This window comes from Bradyrhizobium pachyrhizi, from assembly GCF_029714545.1.
In the GTDB taxonomy this organism is placed as follows: domain Bacteria; phylum Pseudomonadota; class Alphaproteobacteria; order Rhizobiales; family Xanthobacteraceae; genus Bradyrhizobium; species Bradyrhizobium pachyrhizi.
On sequence record NZ_CP121667.1, the window covers coordinates 3671150 to 3690686 of the forward strand.

Below are 19537 nucleotides of genomic sequence, written 5' to 3' on the forward strand. Positions count from 1 at the left end.
CGCGGATGAACCGGAATGACAAGGATCAGACTGAGCAAGACGTACCGCCGCGGCGCGGCCGCGGGCGGCCGCAGCTGCGTTCCGACGACGAGACGCGCGCGCTGATCTATGACGCCGCGCGGCGCGAGTTCTCCGAGCGCGGCTTCGCCGCGGCCAACATCGCCGACGTGGCCTGCCGCGCCGGCGTCTCCACCAAGACGCTTTACCGGCTGATCCCGACCAAGCTGGCGCTGTTCGAGGGCACGGTGACGGACCGGATGGACCGGTTCATATCCGCCGTAAATCTCGGCGCCTGCGACGGCCGCGATATCGCGGCGGCCCTGGAGGCCGCACTCTCGACCTGTGGTGAGCTGATACTCGATGCCGAGGTCATCGCGCTCCAGCGCATCATCCTGGCCGACAGCGACAAATTCCCCGACATCGCCGAGATGTTCTACGAGAAGGCGATGCAGCGGACCCTTGGCGCGCTGGCTGCGTGGCTAAGCGTGCAGCAGCGGCGGGGACGGATCGCGGTGGACGACGCGGAAGCTGCTGCGGGCATGCTGCTCGGCATGCTCGTGTTCCAGCCGCAACGCGACGTGATGTACGGCCACAGGCCGCCGCCGTCGCGGGCGCAGATCGAGGCCCGCGCCAGGGCCTGTGCGGCACTGTTCCTGTCGGGATGCGCCGTGCCGGCCGACCAGATCAAGAAGCAAAGCGGAGACGCGTGACGCCCCGCGTCACTTGCCCATTGCCGCCGCCGGCGGCTGGGCCAGCACCTGCCGGATCATCCGCGCGAGATCGGATTTGCGGTAGGGCTTCGGCAGCAGCGTCACATCCGGGTCGAGACGGCCGTGGTGGATGATCGCGTCCTCGGTGTAGCCGGAGGTGAAGAGCACGCGCACCGAGGGCAGTTTGGCGATCACGGCATCGGCGACCTGCCGGCCGTTCATGCCGCCGGACATGATGACGTCGGTGAACAGCACGTCGCAGACGAACCCCTTGTCGACCGCGGCCAGTGCTTCCGGGCCGTTGGCGGTGACCATGGTGCGATAGCCAAGCTGCTCGAGCTGGGCGCTGACGTAATTGCGCACCAGCGGATCGTCCTCGACGACCAGGATGGATTCATTGCCGCCGCGCGTGTCGACCGGAGGAGGCGGCTCGACGTCGATCATGTCGCCACTGCTGCGCGGCAGATAGAGCTTGATCGAGGTGCCGTGGCCCTCCTCGGAATAGATCTTGAGGTGTCCGTTGGACTGCTTGATGAAGCCGTACACCATGCTGAGCCCGAGGCCGGTGCCCTTGCCGGTGTCCTTGGTCGTGAAGAACGGCTCGAACACCTTGTCGCGGATTCCCGCCGGGATACCACCGCCGGTGTCGCTGACCGCGACCATCACATATTCACCCGCCCGCACATCGGGGTTGGCGACGGCATAAACCTCGTCGAGGATGACGTTGCTGGTCTCCAGCATCAGCTTGCCGCCATCGGGCATCGCGTCGCGGGCATTGACCGCGAGATTGAGCAGCGCGGTCGCCATGTGGTTCGGATCGATGAAGGCCGACCAGGCATCGGGCTCGAGCGCGGTATCGATCTCGATCTGCTCGCCGAGCGAGGGGCGCAGCAGCCGCGCGGTGTCCTGCACCAGCGTGTTGAGGTTGGCTTCACGCGGCTGCAGCGGCTGCTGCCGCGAGAAGGCCAGCAGGTGCTTGGTCACTTCGGCGCCGCGAAACGCCGCGTCGCTGATCATCTTGGTGACCGACGATAGCGCGGCATCGTGCTCGACGGCTTCGGCGAGGATGTCGATCAGGCCGGTGATGACGGTCAGGATATTATTGAAGTCGTGGGCGATGCCGCCGGTAAGGTGCCCGACGGCCTCCATCTTCTGCACCTGGCGCAGCTTCTGCTCGGCCTCGAGCTGTTCGCGGGCGGCCTCGACTTCGCGGGCGCGCATGAAGATTTCCGCTTCCATCTGCTCGGTGCGCTCGCGCAACCGGTCGGTCAGCTCGTCCTGCTCGGCACCGCGCTGCTTCAACTGGATGAAGCTGGTGACGTCTTCGACACGATGGATGATGTAGGTGAACTGCCCGTTCGGCCCCAACACCGGCGTATTGCGCGGGCTCCAGTAGCGTTCCTCGAAGCCGCCGCCCTCCGACTCGGGCTTGCGGATATCGTATTTCTGCACCGTCATGGTGTCGGGACGGCGGAACTGGACCACGCGCTCGAGCGAGGCGCGCAGGTTCCGCACGCCGTCGGCGGCCGGGTCGTCCGGATTGTCAGGGAACACCTCGAACAGCCCGCGCCCGAGGATCGCGGCGCGCTCGGTCTTGGTGGCGCGCAGATAGGCGTCGCTTGCTGCCACGATGCGGAAGTCGGGCTGGGTCAGCACCAGATAGAGGCCGGGCGCCGCCTCGAATAACGCCTTGAAGTCAGGCATCGGCGGGGACTGGTTCTGCAGTTCATCCTCCCTCGCAGGGATACGGTCCGCCACTGACCGCACTCAAGATGTGACATGCGCTTGCCGGAACTTCAATGGTTAACATACGGTACCAGCTCGATTTTTCGCGTCGCGGCGGCTCCGGCGCGCTAGTTTGAATTCGGCAGATAGCGCCAGCCCTCCTTGCCGAGGAAATCCAGCATGGCTTGCGCGGGCGGCAGCAGGATCTTGTCGGCGCGCCTGATCGCGTGCCACTGCCGGACGATCGGCAGGCCCTTCACCTTGAGCACCACCAGCCGGCCATCCTCCAGCTCATGGAACACCGTGTGCTGGGAGATGAAGGCGATGCCGAGCCCCGCCATCACCGCCTGCTTGATGGTCTCGTTGCTGTCCATCGCCATGCCGAGTTTCGGCTCCAGCCCGACCCGCTCGAAATATTGCTGCATCAGCATCCGCGTGCCCGATCCTTGCTCGCGAGTAATGAAGGTTTCGTTGGCGAGTTCCGACGGGGCGACGTGCCGCCGCCGCGCCAGCCGATGATCGGGCGCGGCGACGATGAAGTGCGGATGCCGGCCGAGCGGCTTCATCTCGACCTCGACATCGGCCGGCGGCCGGCCCATCACCGCGATGTCGAGATCATAGCCGCGCAGCGCGTCGCGAATCTCCTCGCGGTTGCCGATCCTGAGCGTGACCTCGATCTTGGGAAAGCGGCGCGAGAACGCCGCGATCGCGAACGGCACGAAGTATTTCGCGGTGGAGACCGCGCCCATCGCGACGCGGCCGCCGCTGCGGCCGGCGATCATGTCGAGCGACTGCTCGCAATCCTTCAGCGCCGCCTCGATCCGCTCGACCAGCGTCAGCACATGCGCGCCGGCATCCGTCAGCGCCATGCCGTCGCCGGTGCGCTGGATCAGCGGCAACCCGGCGAGCGCCTGCAGATTGCGGAGCTGCAACGTCACCGCGGGCTGCGTCAGGTTCAACCGGTTGGCGGCCGACGTGATCGAACCGGCCTCGTGCAAGGTCGACAGTGCGCGCAGCTGGCGGATGGTGAGATCCCGCGAGAAGTTGCCGGCCATGACAAACTCCATAAGAAATACTTTGCCCGGACCAAAGATAATAAAATTTCCCTAATTGGGCAATTCGCGCGTTGATAGGGCGAAGGCGACTCCCCTGAGGTCGCCTCTCGAAGCCTCGGGACAGAGGGCGCGATCATAGGGAGAGGCCGGTGGAGATTCGTCCTGCATTGCATGCCCATCTGGAGTGGCCGACGCAACACAACCCGTTGCGTGCCGCGACCGTTGTGGTGATCGAAGCCCTTGCGCGTGCGGCGATCGAGCTCTCGCACATCATTGCCGCCGGGCCGCTCGCCGGAATCGGCGGCGAGAGCGGCGGCGTCAATCCCGACGGCGATCGCCAGAAGACGATCGACATCGTCGCCGACGATCTGATGCGGAACGCGCTGCGCACCGCGCCGGTCGCCGCGGTGCTGTCGGAGGAGGTCGAGCTGCCCGAGACGCTCGATCCCGACGCGCCGCTCTGCGTCGCGATCGATCCGCTCGATGGATCCGCCAATCTCGAAAACAACATCTCGATCGGCACGATCTTCTCGATCCGGCCGAAGGGAAACGACGTCATCTCGACCTTCTTCGAGCCCGGCACGGCGCAATGCGCCGCCGGCTGCTTCATCTACGGTCCGCAGACCGTGCTGGTGCTGGCGCTAGACCAGCGCGTCGACTGCTTCACTCTGGACCCGCGAAGTGGCGAATTCGTCCTGACCGCGCGCGATCTGCGCGTGCCGCGGGATGCGTCGGAATTCGCCATCAATGCCTCGAACCGGCGACACTGGAGCGGCCCGGTGCGCAGCTACATCGACGATTGCCTCGCCGGAGTGAACGGCGAGCGCGGGCAGGACTTCAACATGCGCTGGATCGGCTCGCTGGTCGCTGAAGCCTACCGCATCCTGATGCGCGGCGGCGTGTTCCTGTATCCGGCGGATGCGCGCCAGGGCTATCGCGAAGGCCGGTTGCGTCTGCTGTACGAGGCGCATCCCATCGCACTCATCATGGAATGGGCGGGCGGCGCCGCGTCGAACGGCCGGTCGCGCATTCTCGAACTGTCGGCACGCACGCCGCATCAGCGCGTGCCGCTGATCATGGGATCTGCGCGCGCCGTGCGCGACGTCGATGCGATCCACCTGACCGTCGAGCCGTTGTTCGAGAGCAGCGATGCCCCGCTGTTCGCGCGGCGCGGCCTGTTCCGCTGAGGAGGACCGCATGTCACGCCGGCATCCCATCATCTCGATCACCGGCTCCTCCGGGGCCGGCACCACCTCGGTGAAGAAGACGTTCGAGAACATCTTCCGCCGCGAGAACGTGGTCGCCGCCTATATCGAGGGCGACGCGTTCCACCGCTACGACCGCGCCGAGATGCGCAGCCTGATGGCGGAAAGAGCCGAGCGCGGCAACAAGCACTTCAGCCATTTCAGCCCCGAGACCAATTTGTTCGAGGAGCTGGAGAAGCTGTTCAGCGACTATGCCGAGACCGGCACCGGAACGACGCGGCACTATGTGCACGACGAGGAGGAAGCGCGGCTCTACGGCGCCAAGCCCGGCACCTTCACCGCATGGGAGGCGCTGCCGGAAAATTCCGACCTCTTGTTCTACGAGGGCCTGCATGGCGCCGTGGTCACCGACAAGGTGAATGTCGCGCAGCATGCCGACCTCAAGATCGGCGTCGTGCCGGTCATCAACCTCGAATGGATCCAGAAGCTGCACCGCGATCGCAGCCATCGCGGCTACTCCACCGAGGCGGTGACCGACACCATCCTGCGCCGCATGCCGGACTACGTGAATTACATCTGTCCGCAATTCACCGAGACCGACATCAACTTCCAGCGCGTGCCGACCGTCGACACGTCGAACCCGTTCATCGCGCGCTGGATCCCGACGCCGGACGAATCGATGGTCGTGATCCGCTTGAAGAACCCGCGCGGCATCGACTTCCCCTATCTGCTCTCGATGATCCCGAACAGCTTCATGTCGCGCGCCAATTCGATCGTGGTGCACGGCGCCAAGCTCGACCTCGCGATGCAGCTCATCCTGACCCCGCTGATCCTGCAATTGATCGAACGAAAGAGGCGAACGATATGACCGCACTTGCGTCCGTTGCCAGCCGCCCCGAAATCAGCCACGACGAGATGGCCAACGCCATCCGCTTCCTCGCCGTCGACGCGGTGGAGCAGGCGAAATCCGGCCACCCCGGCATGCCGATGGGCATGGCCGACGTCGCGACCGTGCTGTTCACGGACTTCCTGAAGTTCGATCCGGCCGATCCAGCCTGGCCCGACCGCGACCGCTTCGTGCTGTCGGCCGGTCACGGCTCGATGCTGCTCTACGCGCTACTTTATCTCACAGGCTACGAGAGCATGACGCTCGACCAACTCAAGGCGTTCCGGCAGTGGGGATCGAAAACCCCGGGCCATCCCGAGTACGGCCACACCCCTGGAGTCGAGACCACGACCGGGCCGCTCGGGCAGGGGATTGCGACCGCGGTCGGCATGGCGCTCGCCGAGCGGCTGATGAACGCCCGCTTCGGCGACGACCTGGTCGACCACTACACCTATGTGATCGCCGGCGATGGCTGCCTGATGGAAGGCATCAGCCATGAGGCGATCTCGCTCGCCGGCCATTTGCGGCTGAACCGCCTGATCGTGCTGTTCGACGACAACCATATCTCGATCGACGGCGCCACCTTGCTGTCCTGCTCGGACGACCAGACGGCGCGGTTCAAGGCCAGCGGCTGGAACGTCAACCGCATCGACGGCCACGATCCGCAGGCGATCACCGCGGCGGTCAGGCAGGCACGATCGAGCGATCGTCCGTCGCTGATCGCCTGCCGCACGGTGATCGGGTTCGGTGCGCCGAACCGGCAGGGCAGCGAGAAGGTGCATGGCGCGCCGCTCGGTGCCGATGAGGTGGCGAAGACACGCGCCGCGCTGCGCTGGCCGTATCCGGCCTTCGAAATTCCCGATGCGGTGCTGGCGGAGTGGCGCGACCTCGGCGGCCGCGGCCGCGACGCGCGGCGGGCCTGGATCGAGCGTTCGCGCAGCGCCTGCAAGGGCGACAAGGCCGAGCGGTCTCCGTTCCATGATGCGCTGAACCGGAAATTGCCCTGCGCCTATGCCGAGGCGATGGCAAAGCTCTTGGCGCGGTTCGCGACCGAGCGGCCGAAGCTTGCCACCCGCCAAGCCTCGCAGCAGGTCATCGACGTGATCGCGGAGGCCTTGCCCAACCTGCTGGGTGGCTCGGCGGATCTGACGCACTCCAACCTGACGCTGGCGAAGTCGCAGGTTTCGGTGCGGCCGGAAACGCTCGACGGCAGCTACATCCACTACGGCATTCGCGAACACGGCATGGCCGCGGCGATGAACGGCATCGCGCTGCACGGCGGGTTCATTCCCTATGGCGGCACCTTTCTCAGCTTTGCCGATTACAGCCGGCCGGCGATCCGCCTTGCGGCGCTGATGGGGATCCGCGTCATCCATGTGATGACCCACGATTCCATCGGGCTCGGCGAGGACGGACCGACCCATCAGCCGGTCGAGCATCTGGCCGCGCTGCGGGCAATCCCGAACGTCCTGGTGTTCCGCCCGGCCGACGCGGTCGAGACAGCGGAAGCGTGGGACTGTGCGCTGAAGGCAGAGACCTCGCCGTCGATCCTCTGCCTGTCGCGGCAGGCGCTGCCGACGGTTCGCGACGGCAGCAAGGACAACCAGGTCGCGCTCGGCGCCTACGTTCTCGTCGAGCCGGCCTTCGCGCGTGACGTCACCCTGATTGCAACGGGTTCGGAGGTGGCGATCGCGCTCGAAGCCGCAAAGCTGCTGGCGGAAGACGGGGTACAGGCCGCGGTCGTCTCGGCCCCGTGCTTCGACCTGTTCCGCCAGCAGCCGAGCGACTATCGCGCCCAGGTGCTGGGCGGCGCTCCGCGCCTCGGCGTGGAGGCTGCGGTCGAGGGCGACTGGGCGCGCTGGCTCGGCGACGACGGTGCGTTCGTCGGCATGGCCGGCTTCGGCGCCTCCGCGCCGGCCGACGTGCTCTACCGCGAATTCGGCATCACGCCCGCGGCAATCGCTGCTGCAGCAAAACAGCTCATTCAACGAGCGAATTGAAAGGAGGACGCCACCATGGCGCGGATAACCCTGAGGCAGTTGCTGGACCACGCCGCCGAACGCGGCTACGGCGTTCCGGCCTTCAACATTAACAATATGGAGCAGGGCCTCGCCATCATGGAGGCGGCGGCTTCCTGCGATGCACCTGTCATCATCCAGGCCTCGCGCGGCGCGCGGTCCTATGCCAACGACATCATGCTGGCGAAGATGATCGACGCGCTCGAGGAGATGCATCCGCAGATTCCGCTCTGCCTGCATCTCGATCACGGCAATGAAGAGTCGACCTGCGCCACCGCGATCCGCTACGGCTTCACCTCCGTCATGATGGACGGCTCGCTCAGGGCCGACGCCAAGACCGCGGCCGACTATGACTACAATGTCGATATCACCCGCCGGGTCGTCGACATGGCCCACTGGGTCGGCGCGTCGGTCGAAGGCGAACTCGGCGTGCTCGGCTCGCTCGAGCATGGCGGCGGCGAGCAGGAGGACGGTCACGGCGTCGAAGGCAAGCTGAGCCATGACCAACTGCTCACCGATCCCGACCAGGCGGTCGATTTCGTCCGCGCCACCAAGGTCGATGCGCTCGCGATCGCGATGGGCACCTCGCACGGCGCCTACAAGTTCACGCGGCGGCCCGACGGCGAGATCCTGGCGATGCGCGTGGTCGAGGAGATCCACAGCCGCCTGCCGAACACGCATCTGGTGATGCACGGCTCGTCCTCGGTGCCGCAGCCGCTGCAGGACATGTTCAACCAGTTCGGCGGCGAGATGCCGCAGACCTGGGGCGTCCCGGTCGAGGAGATCGTCCGCGGCATCAAGCACGGGGTGCGCAAGGTCAATATCGACACCGATTGCCGCCTGGCGATGGCGGCGGCCTTCCGCAAGGTCGCCGTCCAGTCGAAGAGCGAGTTCGATCCGCGCAAATTCCTGAAGCCGGCGATGGATGCGCTGCGCGAACTCTGCCGTGACCGCTTCGAGCAATTCGGCACGGCCGGCAATGCCGCCAGGATCAAGGTGGTTGCACTGCCGGAGATGGCCCGCCGCTATCGCGCCGGCGCGCTCGATCCGCAAATTGGAAAGATGACCCAGGCCGCCTGAGCAAATGGCGACGAACCACAGGAGATTTCGATGAATATGCAGCAGTCGATCACCGTGCGCGGCAAGGATCGCTACAAGTCCGGCGTGATGGAATACAAGCGTATGGGCTATTGGGAGCCGAACTACGAGCCCAAGGACACCGACGTTATTGCCTTGTTCCGCGTCACGCCGCAAGACGGCGTCGATCCGACCGAAGCCTGCGCGGCGGTGGCGGGCGAATCCTCGACCGCGACCTGGACCGTGGTGTGGACCGACCGCCTGACGGCCGCGGAGAAATATCGGGCGAAGTGCTACCGCGTCGATCCGGTGCCGAATTCGCCGGGCAGCTACTTCGCCTATATCGCCTATGACCTCGACCTGTTCGAGCCGGGCTCGATCTCGAACCTGACGGCCTCGATCATCGGCAATGTGTTCGGCTTCAAGCCGCTGAAGGCGCTGCGGCTCGAGGACATGCGGCTGCCGACCGCCTATGTGAAGACGTTCCAGGGCCCGGCGACCGGGATCGTGGTGGAGCGCGAGCGGCTCGACAAGTTCGGCCGTCCATTGCTCGGCGCCACCGTGAAGCCGAAGCTCGGCCTGTCCGGCCGCAACTACGGCCGCGTTGTTTATGAAGCCTTGAAAGGTGGGCTCGACTTCACCAAGGACGACGAGAACATCAACTCGCAACCCTTCATGCACTGGCGCGAGCGCTTCCTCTACTGCATGGAGGCGGTCAACCGCGCGCAGGCCGCGACCGGCGAGATCAAGGGGACCTATCTCAACGTCACCGCGGCGACCATGGAGGACATGTACGAGCGCGCCGAGTTCGCTCATGAGCTCGGCTCCAACATCGTCATGATCGACCTTGTGATCGGCTACACCGCGATCCAGTCGATGGCGAAGTGGGCACGCAGGAACAACATGATCCTGCATCTGCATCGCGCCGGCCACTCGACCTACACGCGGCAGCGCAGCCACGGCGTCTCGTTCCGCGTGATCGCGAAATGGATGCGGCTCGCCGGCGTCGATCACATCCATGCCGGCACGGTGGTCGGCAAGCTCGAGGGCGATCCGAACACCACCCGCGGCTATTACGACATCTGCCGCGAGGACTTCAATCCGTTGCATCTGGAGCACGGCGTGTTCTTCGATCAGAACTGGGCCAGCCTCAACAAGCTGATGCCGGTGGCCTCCGGCGGCATTCATGCCGGCCAGATGCACCAGCTGCTCGATCTGCTCGGCGAGGACGTCGTGCTGCAGTTCGGCGGCGGCACCATCGGACATCCCCGCGGCATCCAGGCCGGCGCCACCGCCAACCGCGTCGCGCTGGAAGCCATGATCCTCGCCCGCAACGAGGGGCGCGACTACGTCCATGAGGGGCCGGAGATCCTGGCCAAGGCGGCGCAGACCTGCACGCCGCTGCGCGAGGCGCTCGACGTCTGGAAGGACGTCACCTTCAACTACGAGTCGACCGACGCTCCCGATTTCGTTCCCACGCCGAGCATGGCGGTCTGAGAGGAGATACTCATGCGCGTTACCCAAGGCTGCTTCTCGTTCCTGCCCGATCTCACCGACGAGCAGATCGCCGCGCAGGTGCAATACTGCCTCGACAAGGGTTGGGCGGTGAACATCGAGTTCACCGACGATCCGCACCCCCGCAACACCTATTGGGATATGTGGGGCCTGCCGATGTTCGACCTGCGCGACGCGGCCGGCATCATGAAGGAACTCGCCGACTGCCGGCGGGTCTATGGCGACCGCTATATCCGGGTCTCCGGCTTCGATTCCAGCCCGGGCTGGGAGTCCGTACGCATCTCCTTCATCGTCAACCGGCCGCGCGAGGAGCCGGGCTTCCGGCTCGACCGCTCGGAGGCTGCCGGACGCAACCTGCGTTACGCGACCCATTCCTACGCAGCGGGCCGCCCCGAGGGCGAACGCTACGCAGATCAGTAACCGCGTCCGGCTTGCAAACCAGGCGGATTGCTCCCTCGACCGTCTGGTCCGGATGCACTTCTCCGTCGTCGCCGCCGCGGCGACGGAGCTTTTCCAGGCGAGAGGACAATGACGCAAGCGCAAGAACAGATCAGCGAACAAATCCGCGAGACCCCGCTCGAGACCATCGACCTCCGGCATGAATTCGCCGACCTCGGTATCGGCGACGTGCTCGACCAGCTCGATTCCGAATTGATCGGCCTGAAGCCGGTGAAGACCCGCATCCGCGAGATCGCCTCGCTGCTGCTGGTCGAACGCATCAGGCAGAAGATGGCGTTGGCAACGACGTTTCCGACCCTGCACATGTCGTTCACCGGCAACCCCGGCACCGGCAAGACCACGGTCGCGCTGCGGATGGCCGGCATTCTGCACAAGCTCGGCTTCGTGCGCCGCGGCCACGTCATCAGCGTCACGCGCGACGACCTCGTCGGCCAATATATCGGCCACACCGCGCCGAAGACGAAAGAGATATTGAAGAAGGCGATGGGCGGCGTGCTGTTTATCGACGAGGCCTATTACCTCTATCGCCCCGAAAACGAGCGCGACTACGGGCAGGAGGCGATCGAGATCCTGCTGCAGGTGATGGAGCAGCAGCGCGAGGATCTGGTGGTGATCCTGGCCGGCTATGGCGACCGCATGGAGAAATTCTTCCAGAGCAATCCGGGCTTCCGCTCCCGGATCGCGCATCACATCGACTTCCCGGACTATTCGGACGGCGAGTTGCTCTGGATCGCCGAGCTGATGTTGCAGCAGCAGAATTATCGGTTCTCTCCGGAAGCGCGCGAGGCCTTCATCCGTTACATTGCCGTGCGCAAGGAACAGCCGCTGTTCTCCAATGCACGCTCGATCCGCAATGCGCTCGATCGCATCCGGCTGCGCCAGGCCAACCGGATCGTGGCGAAGCTCGACCGCACGCTCACGGCCGACGATGTGATGTCGATCGAGGCCGGCGACGTGCTCGCTAGCCGGGTGTTCGTCAAAGGCGCCGGTGCGCCGGGCGAGGGACGATGAACGAGGCGCTCGCCGTGATCCGGACCGCCGGGATGCGCGACATCATCGCGAGCGCCCGCGCCTTGATCTTCGATGTCGACGGCACGCTCGCCGAAACCGAGGAGGTGCACCGCCGCGCCTTCAATGAAGCCTTTGCCGAAGCCGGCCTCGATTGGTTCTGGGACCAGGTCACTTATGCGCGGCTGCTTCGGGTGGCCGGAGGCAAGGAGCGCATCCGTGCCTTCGACCAGCGCAACGCGGTCCCAATGCTGACATTCGCCGAGATCGCTGACCTGCACAGGATCAAGACCGCGCGCTACGCCGCGCTGGTTGCCGCCGGCGGCTGCCCGTTGCGGCCGGGCGTCAGGGCCTGGCTCGCCGGCGCGCGCGGCCGCGGCCAGCGCCTGGCGATCGCAACGACCACCTCGCACGGCAATATCGATGCCCTGCTTTCGGTTTCGCTCGGGCCGGACTGGGCCAATCAGTTCGAGGCGATCGTTGCCGGAGACGACGTGCCGCGGAAGAAGCCGGCGCCGGACGTCTACACCGAGGTCCTGATCCGGCTCGGGCTCGGGCCGGGAGATTGCGTCGCAATCGAGGATTCCGGCAACGGCCTCGCCGCCGCGGCGCGCGCCGGCATCCCCGTCGTCATCACCCGCAGCACCTATTTCAGCGACGACGATTTTGCCGAGGCTCTGCTGGTTGTTGACGATCTCTCCGACATCGACGCCTGAAGGTCGCTGCCGCCGGCCGGGCAGCTCAGACAAATTTCTTCGGATGGTGAAATAAATGGCGCTTGCATCCACGGCAGGGTGAAGGCACAATCACGCCAAAGGTTGTCAGAAGCAGTGCCGTGCCACCTGGAGGCTTTGAGACTTGCCAGTGATTCCAGATATTACTCCCGCGACCCTCCACATCTCCGATTAATTTCTTCGGATAGTTAAATAAATGGCCAGTCGGTGCCTGCGTCCATATGGTAGGGGCAATATCAACCAAAGGATGCAGAATACGGCGGCGCACCGCCAGACGTCCCGTCGGACGCTGGCGCTCGCCAACGATTCCGGGAGACCGGCGCCTCATGACCCTCCACGTCATTCCTGCGCCTCGTTCGCCCCACGACATGACTCGCGGCTGAACCCGGCATTGCGGGATCGACATGGCCGACCATGCGGAGTGAGCATTGGCGCTGTTGACGAGTTCGATCGACATTCCGCAATTTCAGTTCGTGACGGTCCCGGCGCCGATCCGGCGCCGCCGTAGAATCCGCGGCCGGCCCACGAACGATAGCCGTCGATTGACGCTGTCCACGGCAACTGGAATCCCAACTCAAAAAAGCAGGGGAGTGAAGCATGTTCAAATTGAAGACCACCTTGTTCGCGCTTGCGCTGGCCGGTCTTGCCGCGACGGTGTCCGATCGCGACGCGCTCGCCCAGAGCAAGCCGACCATCGGCATCGCGATGCCGACCAAATCCTCGGCACGCTGGATCGACGACGGCAACAACATGGTCAAGGTGCTGAAGGAGCGCGGCTACGGCACCGATCTGCAATATGCCGAAGACGACATTCCGAACCAACTCTCCCAGGTCGAGAACATGGTGACCAAGGGCGCCAAGGTGCTGGTCATCGCCGCCATCGACGGCACCACCTTGTCCGATGTCCTGAAGCAGGCCAAGGCCCAGGGCATCACGGTGATCGCCTATGACCGCCTGATCCGCGACACCCCCAATGTCGACTATTACGCGACCTTCGACAATTTCCAGGTCGGCGTGCTGCAGGCCCAGTCGATCGAGAACGCGCTCGGGCTCAAGGAGGGCAAGGGGCCCTTCAACATCGAGCTGTTCGGCGGCTCGCCCGACGACAACAACGCGTATTTCTTCTACGACGGCGCGATGTCGGTGTTGAAGCCCTATATTGACAGCGGAAAGCTCGTGGTCGGCAGCGGCCAGACGGGCATGAACAAGGTCGCGACGCTGCGCTGGGACGGAGCAACCGCGCAGGCGCGGATGGACAACCTGCTCAGCGCGTTCTACGGCAAGAAGCGCGTCGACGCGGTGCTGTCGCCCTATGACGGCCTGTCGATCGGCATCATCTCCTCGCTGAAGAGCGTCGGCTATGGCAGCAAGGACCAGCCGATGCCGTATATCAGCGGACAGGACGCCGAAGTCCCCTCGATCAAGGCGATGCTGCGCGGCGAGCAATATTCGACCATCTTCAAGGACACCCGCGACCTCGCCAAGGTCACGGCCGACATGGTCGACGCCGTGCTGAGCAAGAAGGAGGTCAGCGTCAACGACACCAAGACCTACAACAACGGGGTCAAGGTGGTTCCGTCCTATCTTCTCAAGCCGGTCGTGGTGGATAAGACCAATTGGGAGAAAGTCCTGATTGACAGCGGCTATTACAAGCGCTCGCAATTCGACTAGAGCGTTTTCGGGCGAAGTGGGTACCGGCGTGAGGAAAACGCATCAAAACTAGAATCTGGAGCCCCGTTCCGATTTAATCGGAACGGAATAGGCTCTAGGGCGGATCGCCGGCAAGCGGCGGCGGACCGCGCCGGGGACGACCGACGTTGCGGGACCTGATCCGATGACGGCAATGCTTGAGATGCGCGGCGTCAGCAAGAGCTTTGCGGGCGTGCAGGCGTTGCGCGACGTCAGCTTCACTGTCGAGGCCGGGCAGATCCATGCGCTGGTCGGCGAAAACGGCGCCGGCAAGTCGACCTTGATGAAGGTGCTGAGTGGGGTCTATCCGGCCGGCAGCTACGATGGGTCGATCGTGTTCGACGGCGAGGAGCGGCGCTTCCGCGACATCAACGACAGCGAGGCGCTCGGGATCATCATCATCCATCAGGAGCTGGCGCTGATCCCGCTGATGTCGATTGCCGAGAACATCTTTCTGTCGCATCCGCCGTCGCGGTTCGGCGTCATCGACCGCAACGCGGTGCATCGGCGGACCGCCGAGCTGTTGGCGCAGGTCGGCTTGCGGGAGCCGCCGGATACGTTGATCACCGACCTCGGCGTCGGCAAGCAGCAGCTCGTGGAAATCGCCAAGGCGTTGTCCAAGCGGGTGCGTCTCCTGATCCTCGACGAGCCGACCGCAAGTCTCAACGAAGCCGACAGCGCCGCCTTGCTCGAGCGTCTCCTGGCCTTCCGCGAGCAGGGCATCGCCTCGATCCTGATCTCGCACAAGCTGAACGAGGTTGCACGCGTCGCCGACCGCATCACGGTGCTGCGCGACGGCCGCACCGTCGACAGCATCGACTGCCGCACCGAGCGGATCGAGGAGGACCGCATCATTCGCAGCATGGTCGACCGCGATCTGGCGCATCGTTTTCCCGAGCGAAAGGCGGAGATCGGCGAACCCGTGATGACGGTGGAGAACTGGTCGGTGTATCACCCGCTGCATACCGAGCGGCAGGTGATCAAGAATGTCGACTTCACGCTGCGGCGCGGCGAGGTGGTCGGCATCGCCGGCCTGATGGGCGCCGGCCGCACCGAGTTCGCCATGAGCCTGTTCGGCCGCGCCTGGGGTACCAACGTCTCCGGCAAGGTCCGCCTCGATGGACGCGAGGCCGATCTGTCCAGCGTGCCGGCCGCGATCGATGCCGGCATTGCCTATGTCACCGAAGACCGCAAGCAGCTCGGGCTGATCCTTGCCGCCGACGTCCGCAAGAACGTGACGGTGGCGAGCCTGCGCCAGGTGTCGGAGCGCGGCGTGATCGACGACGTCGCCGAGCTGAAAGCCGCGAGCGACTACCGCACCCGGATGCGGATCCGCTGCTCCGACGTCTATCAGGCGACCGGCGACCTCTCGGGCGGCAACCAGCAGAAGGTCGTGCTGTCGAAATGGCTGATGACCGATCCGAGGGTGCTGCTGCTGGACGAGCCGACACGCGGGATCGACGTCGGCGCGAAATACGAGATCTACTCCATCATCAACGAGCTGGCCGAGGCCGGCAGGGGCGTCGTGGTGATCTCCTCGGAGATGCCCGAACTGCTCGGCATCTGCGACCGGATCTGCGTGATGAATGACGGCGCCTTCGTCGGCGAGTTCGCTGCGCACGATGCGACGCAGGAGAAGATCATGCGCGCCATCATGCGCAATGTCAGAATGTCCGGACGCGGCGCCGACGAGAGGGCGGCACGCGCCGGAGGAGGGGCACCATGACCGACAAGACGGTATCACTTCCCGAGGCCCCCAAGCATTCCGGCTTCATCAAGAACAATCTGCGCAACTACGGCATGCTGCTGTCGCTGCTCGCGATCATGCTGTTCTTCGAGATCGTGACCGACGGCACGCTGTTGCAGCCGCTCAACCTCACCAATCTCGTGCTGCAGAACAGCTACATCGTCATCATGGCGCTCGGCATGCTGCTGGTGATCGTCACTGGGCATATCGATCTTTCGGTCGGCTCGGTCGCGGGCTTCGTCGGCGCGGTCGCGGCGGTGCTGATGGTGCACTACCATGTCAGCTACCCGATTGCCTTCGTCGCCTGCCTCCTGGTCGGCGCCGCGATCGGTGCGGCGCAGGGCTACTGGGTGGCCTATTTCGGCATTCCGTCCTTCATCGTGACGCTGGCGGGCATGCTGGTGTTCAAGGGCCTCGCGCTCGCGGTCCTGCAGGGCCAGTCGGTCGGGCCGTTCCCGCCGACCTTCCAGAAGCTGTCGTCGGGCTTCATCCCCGAGCTGTTCCCGAGTGCAGGCACGCTCTATCCGACGTCGCTCGCGATCGGCATCGTCCTGGCGTTTGTGCTGGTGCTGGCGACCGCCAGGAGCCGGGCGCGCGAGCAGGCGCACGGCATCGCCGTCGAGCCCTACGCGTTTTTCATCGTCAAGAGCATCGCGCTGGCGGGCGCGGTGCTCTACTTCACCTATCTGATCGCTTCGCATCGCGGCCTGCCCAATGTGCTCGTCATCATGACCGTCTTGATCGCGCTCTATGGCTTCGTCACGCGGCGGACGGTGATCGGGCGGCAGATCTACGCGGTGGGCGGCAATGCCAAGGCGGCGAAACTGTCGGGCGTCAAGACCGAACGGCTCACCTTCTTCACCTTCGTCAACATGGGCGCGCTGGCCGCGCTTGCAGGGCTGGTGTTCGCAGCCCGGCTCAACACCGCGACGCCGAAGGCCGGCCTCGGCTTCGAGCTCGATGTGATCGCCGCCTGCTTCATTGGCGGTGCGTCGGCCTATGGCGGCGTCGGCCGGGTCGGCGGCGCGGTGGTCGGTGCCATGATCATGGGCGTCATGAACAACGGCATGTCGATCCTCGGTATCGGCATCGATTATCAGCAGGTGATCAAGGGCCTCGTGCTGCTTGGCGCCGTCTGCATCGACGTCTACAACCAGCGCCGCTGACCGCCACGCACTCACAATTCCACGATAGGGTGCCGGAGCAACGCAGGAGAATGCCGCGTGAAACTGTCCCATGCCGACGCGCTGAACATCGGAGCCATCCTTGCCGAAGTCGCCCGCAGCGAGATCATGCCGCGGTTCCGCCGCGTGCGGGAGATCGAGGTCCGCACCAAGACATCGGCATTCGACGTCGTCACCGAAGCCGATGAGCTTGCCGAGCAGGCGATATCGGCGGCGCTGCTGCGGGCGTTTCCGAATGCAGTTGTGATCGGCGAGGAGGGCGCCGCGCGTGATCCGGCCGCGCTCGATCAGCTCGGAACCGCGGAGCTTGCCTTCATCATCGATCCGATCGACGGCACGCGGAACTTCACCTCGAGCCTGCCGCTGTTCGGCACCATGGTGGCCGCCACCATGCGCGGCGAGATCGTATTCGGTGCGATCCATGATCCGGTCAGCAACGACACCGCATTCGCGCTGCGCGGCGAGGGCGCGTGGCTCGCGATGCCGGACGGCCGGCGGCATGACCTGAAAGTGGCTCCCGCCGTGCCGGTCAAGCAGATGGATGCGATCGTCGGCGTCAACTTCCTGCCCGAGCCGCTGCGCACGATTGTCGCCGGCAATCTTTCCAGGCTCGGCGGCAGCGCCTGGCTCAGATGCGCCGCGCATGAGTATCGCATGGCGGCGTCCGGACATTGCCATCTGCTGTTCTACAACAAGCTGATGCCGTGGGATCATGCCGCGGGCTGGCTGTTGCATCGCGAGGCCGGCGGCTACAGCGCGCATTTCGACGGATCACCCTACCGGCCGGTCAATCTGACCGGCGGCTTGCTGTGCGCACCCGACGAGGCGAGCTGGCGCGCGGCGCGAGAGGCGATCCTGACGCCGGCTGGATAGCAGCGGACGCGGGTTCGTCGCGTTGCGGCGGTTATGAGCCACATTGGTTTTCGGATTCAACTGTCAAACGGCTTGTTCGGTGTCGTCCCTGCGAAAGCAGGGATCCATACGCCGCGGCAGGTGTTGTGGAAGGACTCGTCGTCCCAGCGTCGCCGTGACAACCGGCTTTTGTGGTTATGGGTCCCTGCGTTCGCAGGGACGACATTGAATGTGTTGCGCTGTCAGCGGCCATATTTTTGCCGCGGGGACTTGCGCCGTCGGGCAAATCAGTGATTGGCGATTTCGGCCGCAGCATCCAGCAGTGGCAGATGCCTGATGCGGCGCACGACAAGGATGGCAACTGCCGCAGCGGCGATCGGTGCCAGTTGCAGGCCGTTGGCGCCCGCAGGCACCATGGCGAAGGGCGTCAAATAAAGCGCCGCGAGGGCGATGCGTTCATAGGGCAGCCAGCCCTGCGCAAGCGCCTGCGCGATCAGCCACGCGCCCGGGATCGCCAGGATCACGACCTCATAGTTGCCGAGCGACGGCACGCACAGGCCGGTCATCGCCACCATCAGCGCGATCTCGGCGGCGCCGCCGGGACGTTTTCGCAGCACCAGGATCATGACGGCGATCGCGATTGCGGCCGCGATCACCTGGACGAGCCAGGCCGTGCTGCTGGATCCGCCGGCCAGCCTGACCGCGGCGTAGGGACTGGCGAACTTCTCGAAACCGGGTCCGCCGCCGAGGCTCCAGGCGCTTGCCTCCGGCAGAACGGCAACGAACTTGATCCACGGGTCGATGCCGAAGAAGGCGGTGGCCGCCAGCACAAGCGCGAGCGTCGTTGCGGCCGCTGCAGCGAGCGCGCGCCAGCGCCGCGCCAGGATCAGCACCAGCGGCGCGAGCAGGGCGATCTGCGGCTTGTAGCTGAAGCACCCGAGCAACGCCCCGGCGATCACCGGGTAGCGGTCCAGCGTGACGGCCGATCCGCCGAGCAGGGCCGCCGAGAACAGCGAATTCTGTCCGAACAGCGCGCACACCCACACGGCGGGAAAGGCGAGCGCGGGAACGACGGAGCCGCGCTCGAGCATGGCTCTCACCGCGGCTGCATAGGCGGCGCCGGTCGCGAAGATCCAGATGACGGCCGCCGTTGCAAAGGGAACCAGTGCGAAGGGCATCCAGAACAACAGCGACGTCGGCGGGTAGAAGAACGGTGCGTAGGTGTTCTGACCGAGCACAGCGGCTACAGCGGCGCGGCCTGCGTCGCCATAGGCGTCGCCGGCGCGGCCTTCGAGCGCGAGCTTTGCCGCGGTCCAGAACGCCGCGAAATCATGGCCGACATCCATCGTCGGCGCAGCCCATGGGATGATCGCGATGCAGCCGATGAACAGGACGAGAAATACGCGGGTGAAGGCGGTGACACGATCAGCCGTGAGCCAGTCGGCCTCACGCAACGCGGAGACCAGCGCGCCCGCGCCGTACCGCGGCGAATGCGCGAGTGCCGCCTGCGGCTGACTTGCGGACGCATTCGAGGTTCGGCTGATGGTCGCGCGCGGCATCGCAGCGCCACGATCCGCGTCATCCGCCGCGAAGTGACGCGCGGCGTCATCAGCGAAGGCCAGCCTGTGTCCCTCGAGGTCCGACTTTTGCGACATCGGCCGCTTCATCCCAAT

Annotated in this window: 17 protein-coding genes; 13 read left to right on the forward strand and 4 right to left on the reverse strand. The window is 65.2% G+C overall.

Going from position 1 to position 19537, the window contains the following annotated elements:
• Positions 1-5 precede the first annotated feature (5 nt).
• Positions 6-710: a TetR/AcrR family transcriptional regulator gene (locus tag QA639_RS16765; RefSeq protein WP_283090258.1), complete on the forward strand. Its 705-nt coding sequence runs from the start codon at positions 6-8 to the stop codon at positions 708-710.
• Positions 711-719: 9 nt separating this feature from the next.
• Here QA639_RS16765 and QA639_RS16770 read toward each other — a convergent pair whose 3' ends face one another.
• Positions 720-2414, reverse strand: coding sequence for an ATP-binding protein (locus QA639_RS16770; RefSeq protein WP_080666911.1), 1695 nt, complete (start codon positions 2412-2414; stop codon positions 720-722).
• A gap of 149 nt (positions 2415-2563) precedes the next feature.
• A complete protein-coding gene (locus tag QA639_RS16775) occupies positions 2564-3490 on the reverse strand; it encodes a LysR family transcriptional regulator (RefSeq protein WP_028331483.1) in 927 nt (308 codons plus the stop codon).
• Between the two features lie 155 nt (positions 3491-3645).
• On the opposite strand from QA639_RS16775, the gene QA639_RS16780 reads away from it, so the two are divergent.
• The 8 genes from QA639_RS16780 (at position 3646) to QA639_RS16815 (ending at position 12374) form a co-directional block, all read left to right on the forward strand.
• Positions 3646-4677: a class 1 fructose-bisphosphatase gene (locus QA639_RS16780; RefSeq protein ID WP_428841179.1), complete on the forward strand. Its 1032-nt coding sequence runs from the start codon at positions 3646-3648 to the stop codon at positions 4675-4677.
• Positions 4678-4687: 10 nt separating this feature from the next.
• Positions 4688-5563, forward strand: a complete 876-nt coding sequence (locus QA639_RS16785; RefSeq protein ID WP_028331481.1) for a phosphoribulokinase — start codon at positions 4688-4690, stop codon at positions 5561-5563.
• Positions 5560-7581, forward strand: coding sequence for a transketolase (gene tkt, locus QA639_RS16790; protein ID WP_283090259.1), 2022 nt, complete (start codon positions 5560-5562; stop codon positions 7579-7581). The genes QA639_RS16785 and tkt overlap by 4 nt, the downstream gene beginning before the upstream one ends.
• A gap of 15 nt (positions 7582-7596) precedes the next feature.
• Positions 7597-8679: a class II fructose-bisphosphate aldolase gene (gene fba, locus QA639_RS16795; protein WP_283090260.1), complete on the forward strand. Its 1083-nt coding sequence runs from the start codon at positions 7597-7599 to the stop codon at positions 8677-8679.
• 36 nt (positions 8680-8715) lie between these two features.
• The gene (locus tag QA639_RS16800) at positions 8716-10173 is read left to right on the forward strand and encodes a form I ribulose bisphosphate carboxylase large subunit (RefSeq protein WP_038377118.1); all 1458 of its coding nucleotides are present in this window, start codon (positions 8716-8718) and stop codon (positions 10171-10173) included.
• A gap of 12 nt (positions 10174-10185) precedes the next feature.
• Positions 10186-10611, forward strand: a complete 426-nt coding sequence (locus QA639_RS16805; RefSeq protein ID WP_028331477.1) for a ribulose bisphosphate carboxylase small subunit — start codon at positions 10186-10188, stop codon at positions 10609-10611.
• Between the two features lie 108 nt (positions 10612-10719).
• The gene (gene cbbX, locus QA639_RS16810; RefSeq protein WP_057015875.1) at positions 10720-11661 is read left to right on the forward strand and encodes a CbbX protein; all 942 of its coding nucleotides are present in this window, start codon (positions 10720-10722) and stop codon (positions 11659-11661) included.
• Entirely contained in the window at positions 11658-12374 is a 717-nt protein-coding gene (locus QA639_RS16815; protein ID WP_283090261.1) for an HAD family hydrolase, read from the forward strand. The genes cbbX and QA639_RS16815 overlap by 4 nt, the downstream gene beginning before the upstream one ends.
• Before the next feature lie 25 nt (positions 12375-12399).
• Here the strand turns inward: QA639_RS16815 and QA639_RS16820 are convergent, their stop codons facing one another.
• Positions 12400-12849, reverse strand: coding sequence for a hypothetical protein (locus tag QA639_RS16820; protein WP_283090262.1), 450 nt, complete (start codon positions 12847-12849; stop codon positions 12400-12402).
• 140 nt (positions 12850-12989) lie between these two features.
• Between QA639_RS16820 and chvE the strand changes: the two genes are divergently transcribed.
• From chvE to QA639_RS16840, 4 genes are all read left to right on the forward strand, one after another.
• Entirely contained in the window at positions 12990-14063 is a 1074-nt protein-coding gene (gene chvE, locus QA639_RS16825; RefSeq protein WP_050386983.1) for a multiple monosaccharide ABC transporter substrate-binding protein, read from the forward strand.
• A gap of 163 nt (positions 14064-14226) precedes the next feature.
• Positions 14227-15807, forward strand: a complete 1581-nt coding sequence (gene mmsA, locus QA639_RS16830) for a multiple monosaccharide ABC transporter ATP-binding protein (RefSeq protein WP_028331473.1) — start codon at positions 14227-14229, stop codon at positions 15805-15807.
• Positions 15804-16994, forward strand: coding sequence for a multiple monosaccharide ABC transporter permease (gene mmsB, locus QA639_RS16835; RefSeq protein ID WP_283090263.1), 1191 nt, complete (start codon positions 15804-15806; stop codon positions 16992-16994). The genes mmsA and mmsB overlap by 4 nt, the downstream gene beginning before the upstream one ends.
• A 57-nt stretch (positions 16995-17051) precedes the next feature.
• On the forward strand, positions 17052-17885 hold the full coding sequence (locus QA639_RS16840; RefSeq protein WP_346283733.1) for an inositol monophosphatase family protein: 834 nt from the start codon (positions 17052-17054) through the stop codon (positions 17883-17885).
• A gap of 266 nt (positions 17886-18151) precedes the next feature.
• On the opposite strand, the gene QA639_RS16845 is transcribed toward QA639_RS16840, so the two are convergent.
• On the reverse strand, positions 18152-19519 hold the full coding sequence (locus tag QA639_RS16845) for a glycosyltransferase family 87 protein (protein WP_157346020.1): 1368 nt from the start codon (positions 19517-19519) through the stop codon (positions 18152-18154).
• Positions 19520-19537 lie beyond the last annotated feature (18 nt).

Excerpts from the sequence above, each read along its gene's own strand:
- QA639_RS16765 (WP_283090258.1), top strand. The coding sequence starts at position 6 with ATGAACCGGAATGACAAGGATCAGACTGAGCAAGACGTACCGCCGCGG.
- QA639_RS16770 (WP_080666911.1), bottom strand. The coding sequence starts at position 2,414 with ATGCCTGACTTCAAGGCGTTATTCGAGGCGGCGCCCGGCCTCTATCTG.
- QA639_RS16775 (WP_028331483.1), bottom strand. The coding sequence starts at position 3,490 with ATGGCCGGCAACTTCTCGCGGGATCTCACCATCCGCCAGCTGCGCGCA.
- QA639_RS16785 (WP_028331481.1), top strand. The coding sequence starts at position 4,688 with ATGTCACGCCGGCATCCCATCATCTCGATCACCGGCTCCTCCGGGGCC.
- tkt (WP_283090259.1), top strand. The coding sequence starts at position 5,560 with ATGACCGCACTTGCGTCCGTTGCCAGCCGCCCCGAAATCAGCCACGAC.
- fba (WP_283090260.1), top strand. The coding sequence starts at position 7,597 with ATGGCGCGGATAACCCTGAGGCAGTTGCTGGACCACGCCGCCGAACGC.
- QA639_RS16800 (WP_038377118.1), top strand. The coding sequence starts at position 8,716 with ATGCAGCAGTCGATCACCGTGCGCGGCAAGGATCGCTACAAGTCCGGC.
- QA639_RS16805 (WP_028331477.1), top strand. The coding sequence starts at position 10,186 with ATGCGCGTTACCCAAGGCTGCTTCTCGTTCCTGCCCGATCTCACCGAC.
- cbbX (WP_057015875.1), top strand. The coding sequence starts at position 10,720 with ATGACGCAAGCGCAAGAACAGATCAGCGAACAAATCCGCGAGACCCCG.
- QA639_RS16815 (WP_283090261.1), top strand. The coding sequence starts at position 11,658 with ATGAACGAGGCGCTCGCCGTGATCCGGACCGCCGGGATGCGCGACATC.
- QA639_RS16820 (WP_283090262.1), bottom strand. The coding sequence starts at position 12,849 with ATGTCGATCGAACTCGTCAACAGCGCCAATGCTCACTCCGCATGGTCG.
- chvE (WP_050386983.1), top strand. The coding sequence starts at position 12,990 with ATGTTCAAATTGAAGACCACCTTGTTCGCGCTTGCGCTGGCCGGTCTT.
- mmsA (WP_028331473.1), top strand. The coding sequence starts at position 14,227 with ATGACGGCAATGCTTGAGATGCGCGGCGTCAGCAAGAGCTTTGCGGGC.
- mmsB (WP_283090263.1), top strand. The coding sequence starts at position 15,804 with ATGACCGACAAGACGGTATCACTTCCCGAGGCCCCCAAGCATTCCGGC.
- QA639_RS16845 (WP_157346020.1), bottom strand. The coding sequence starts at position 19,519 with ATGTCGCAAAAGTCGGACCTCGAGGGACACAGGCTGGCCTTCGCTGAT.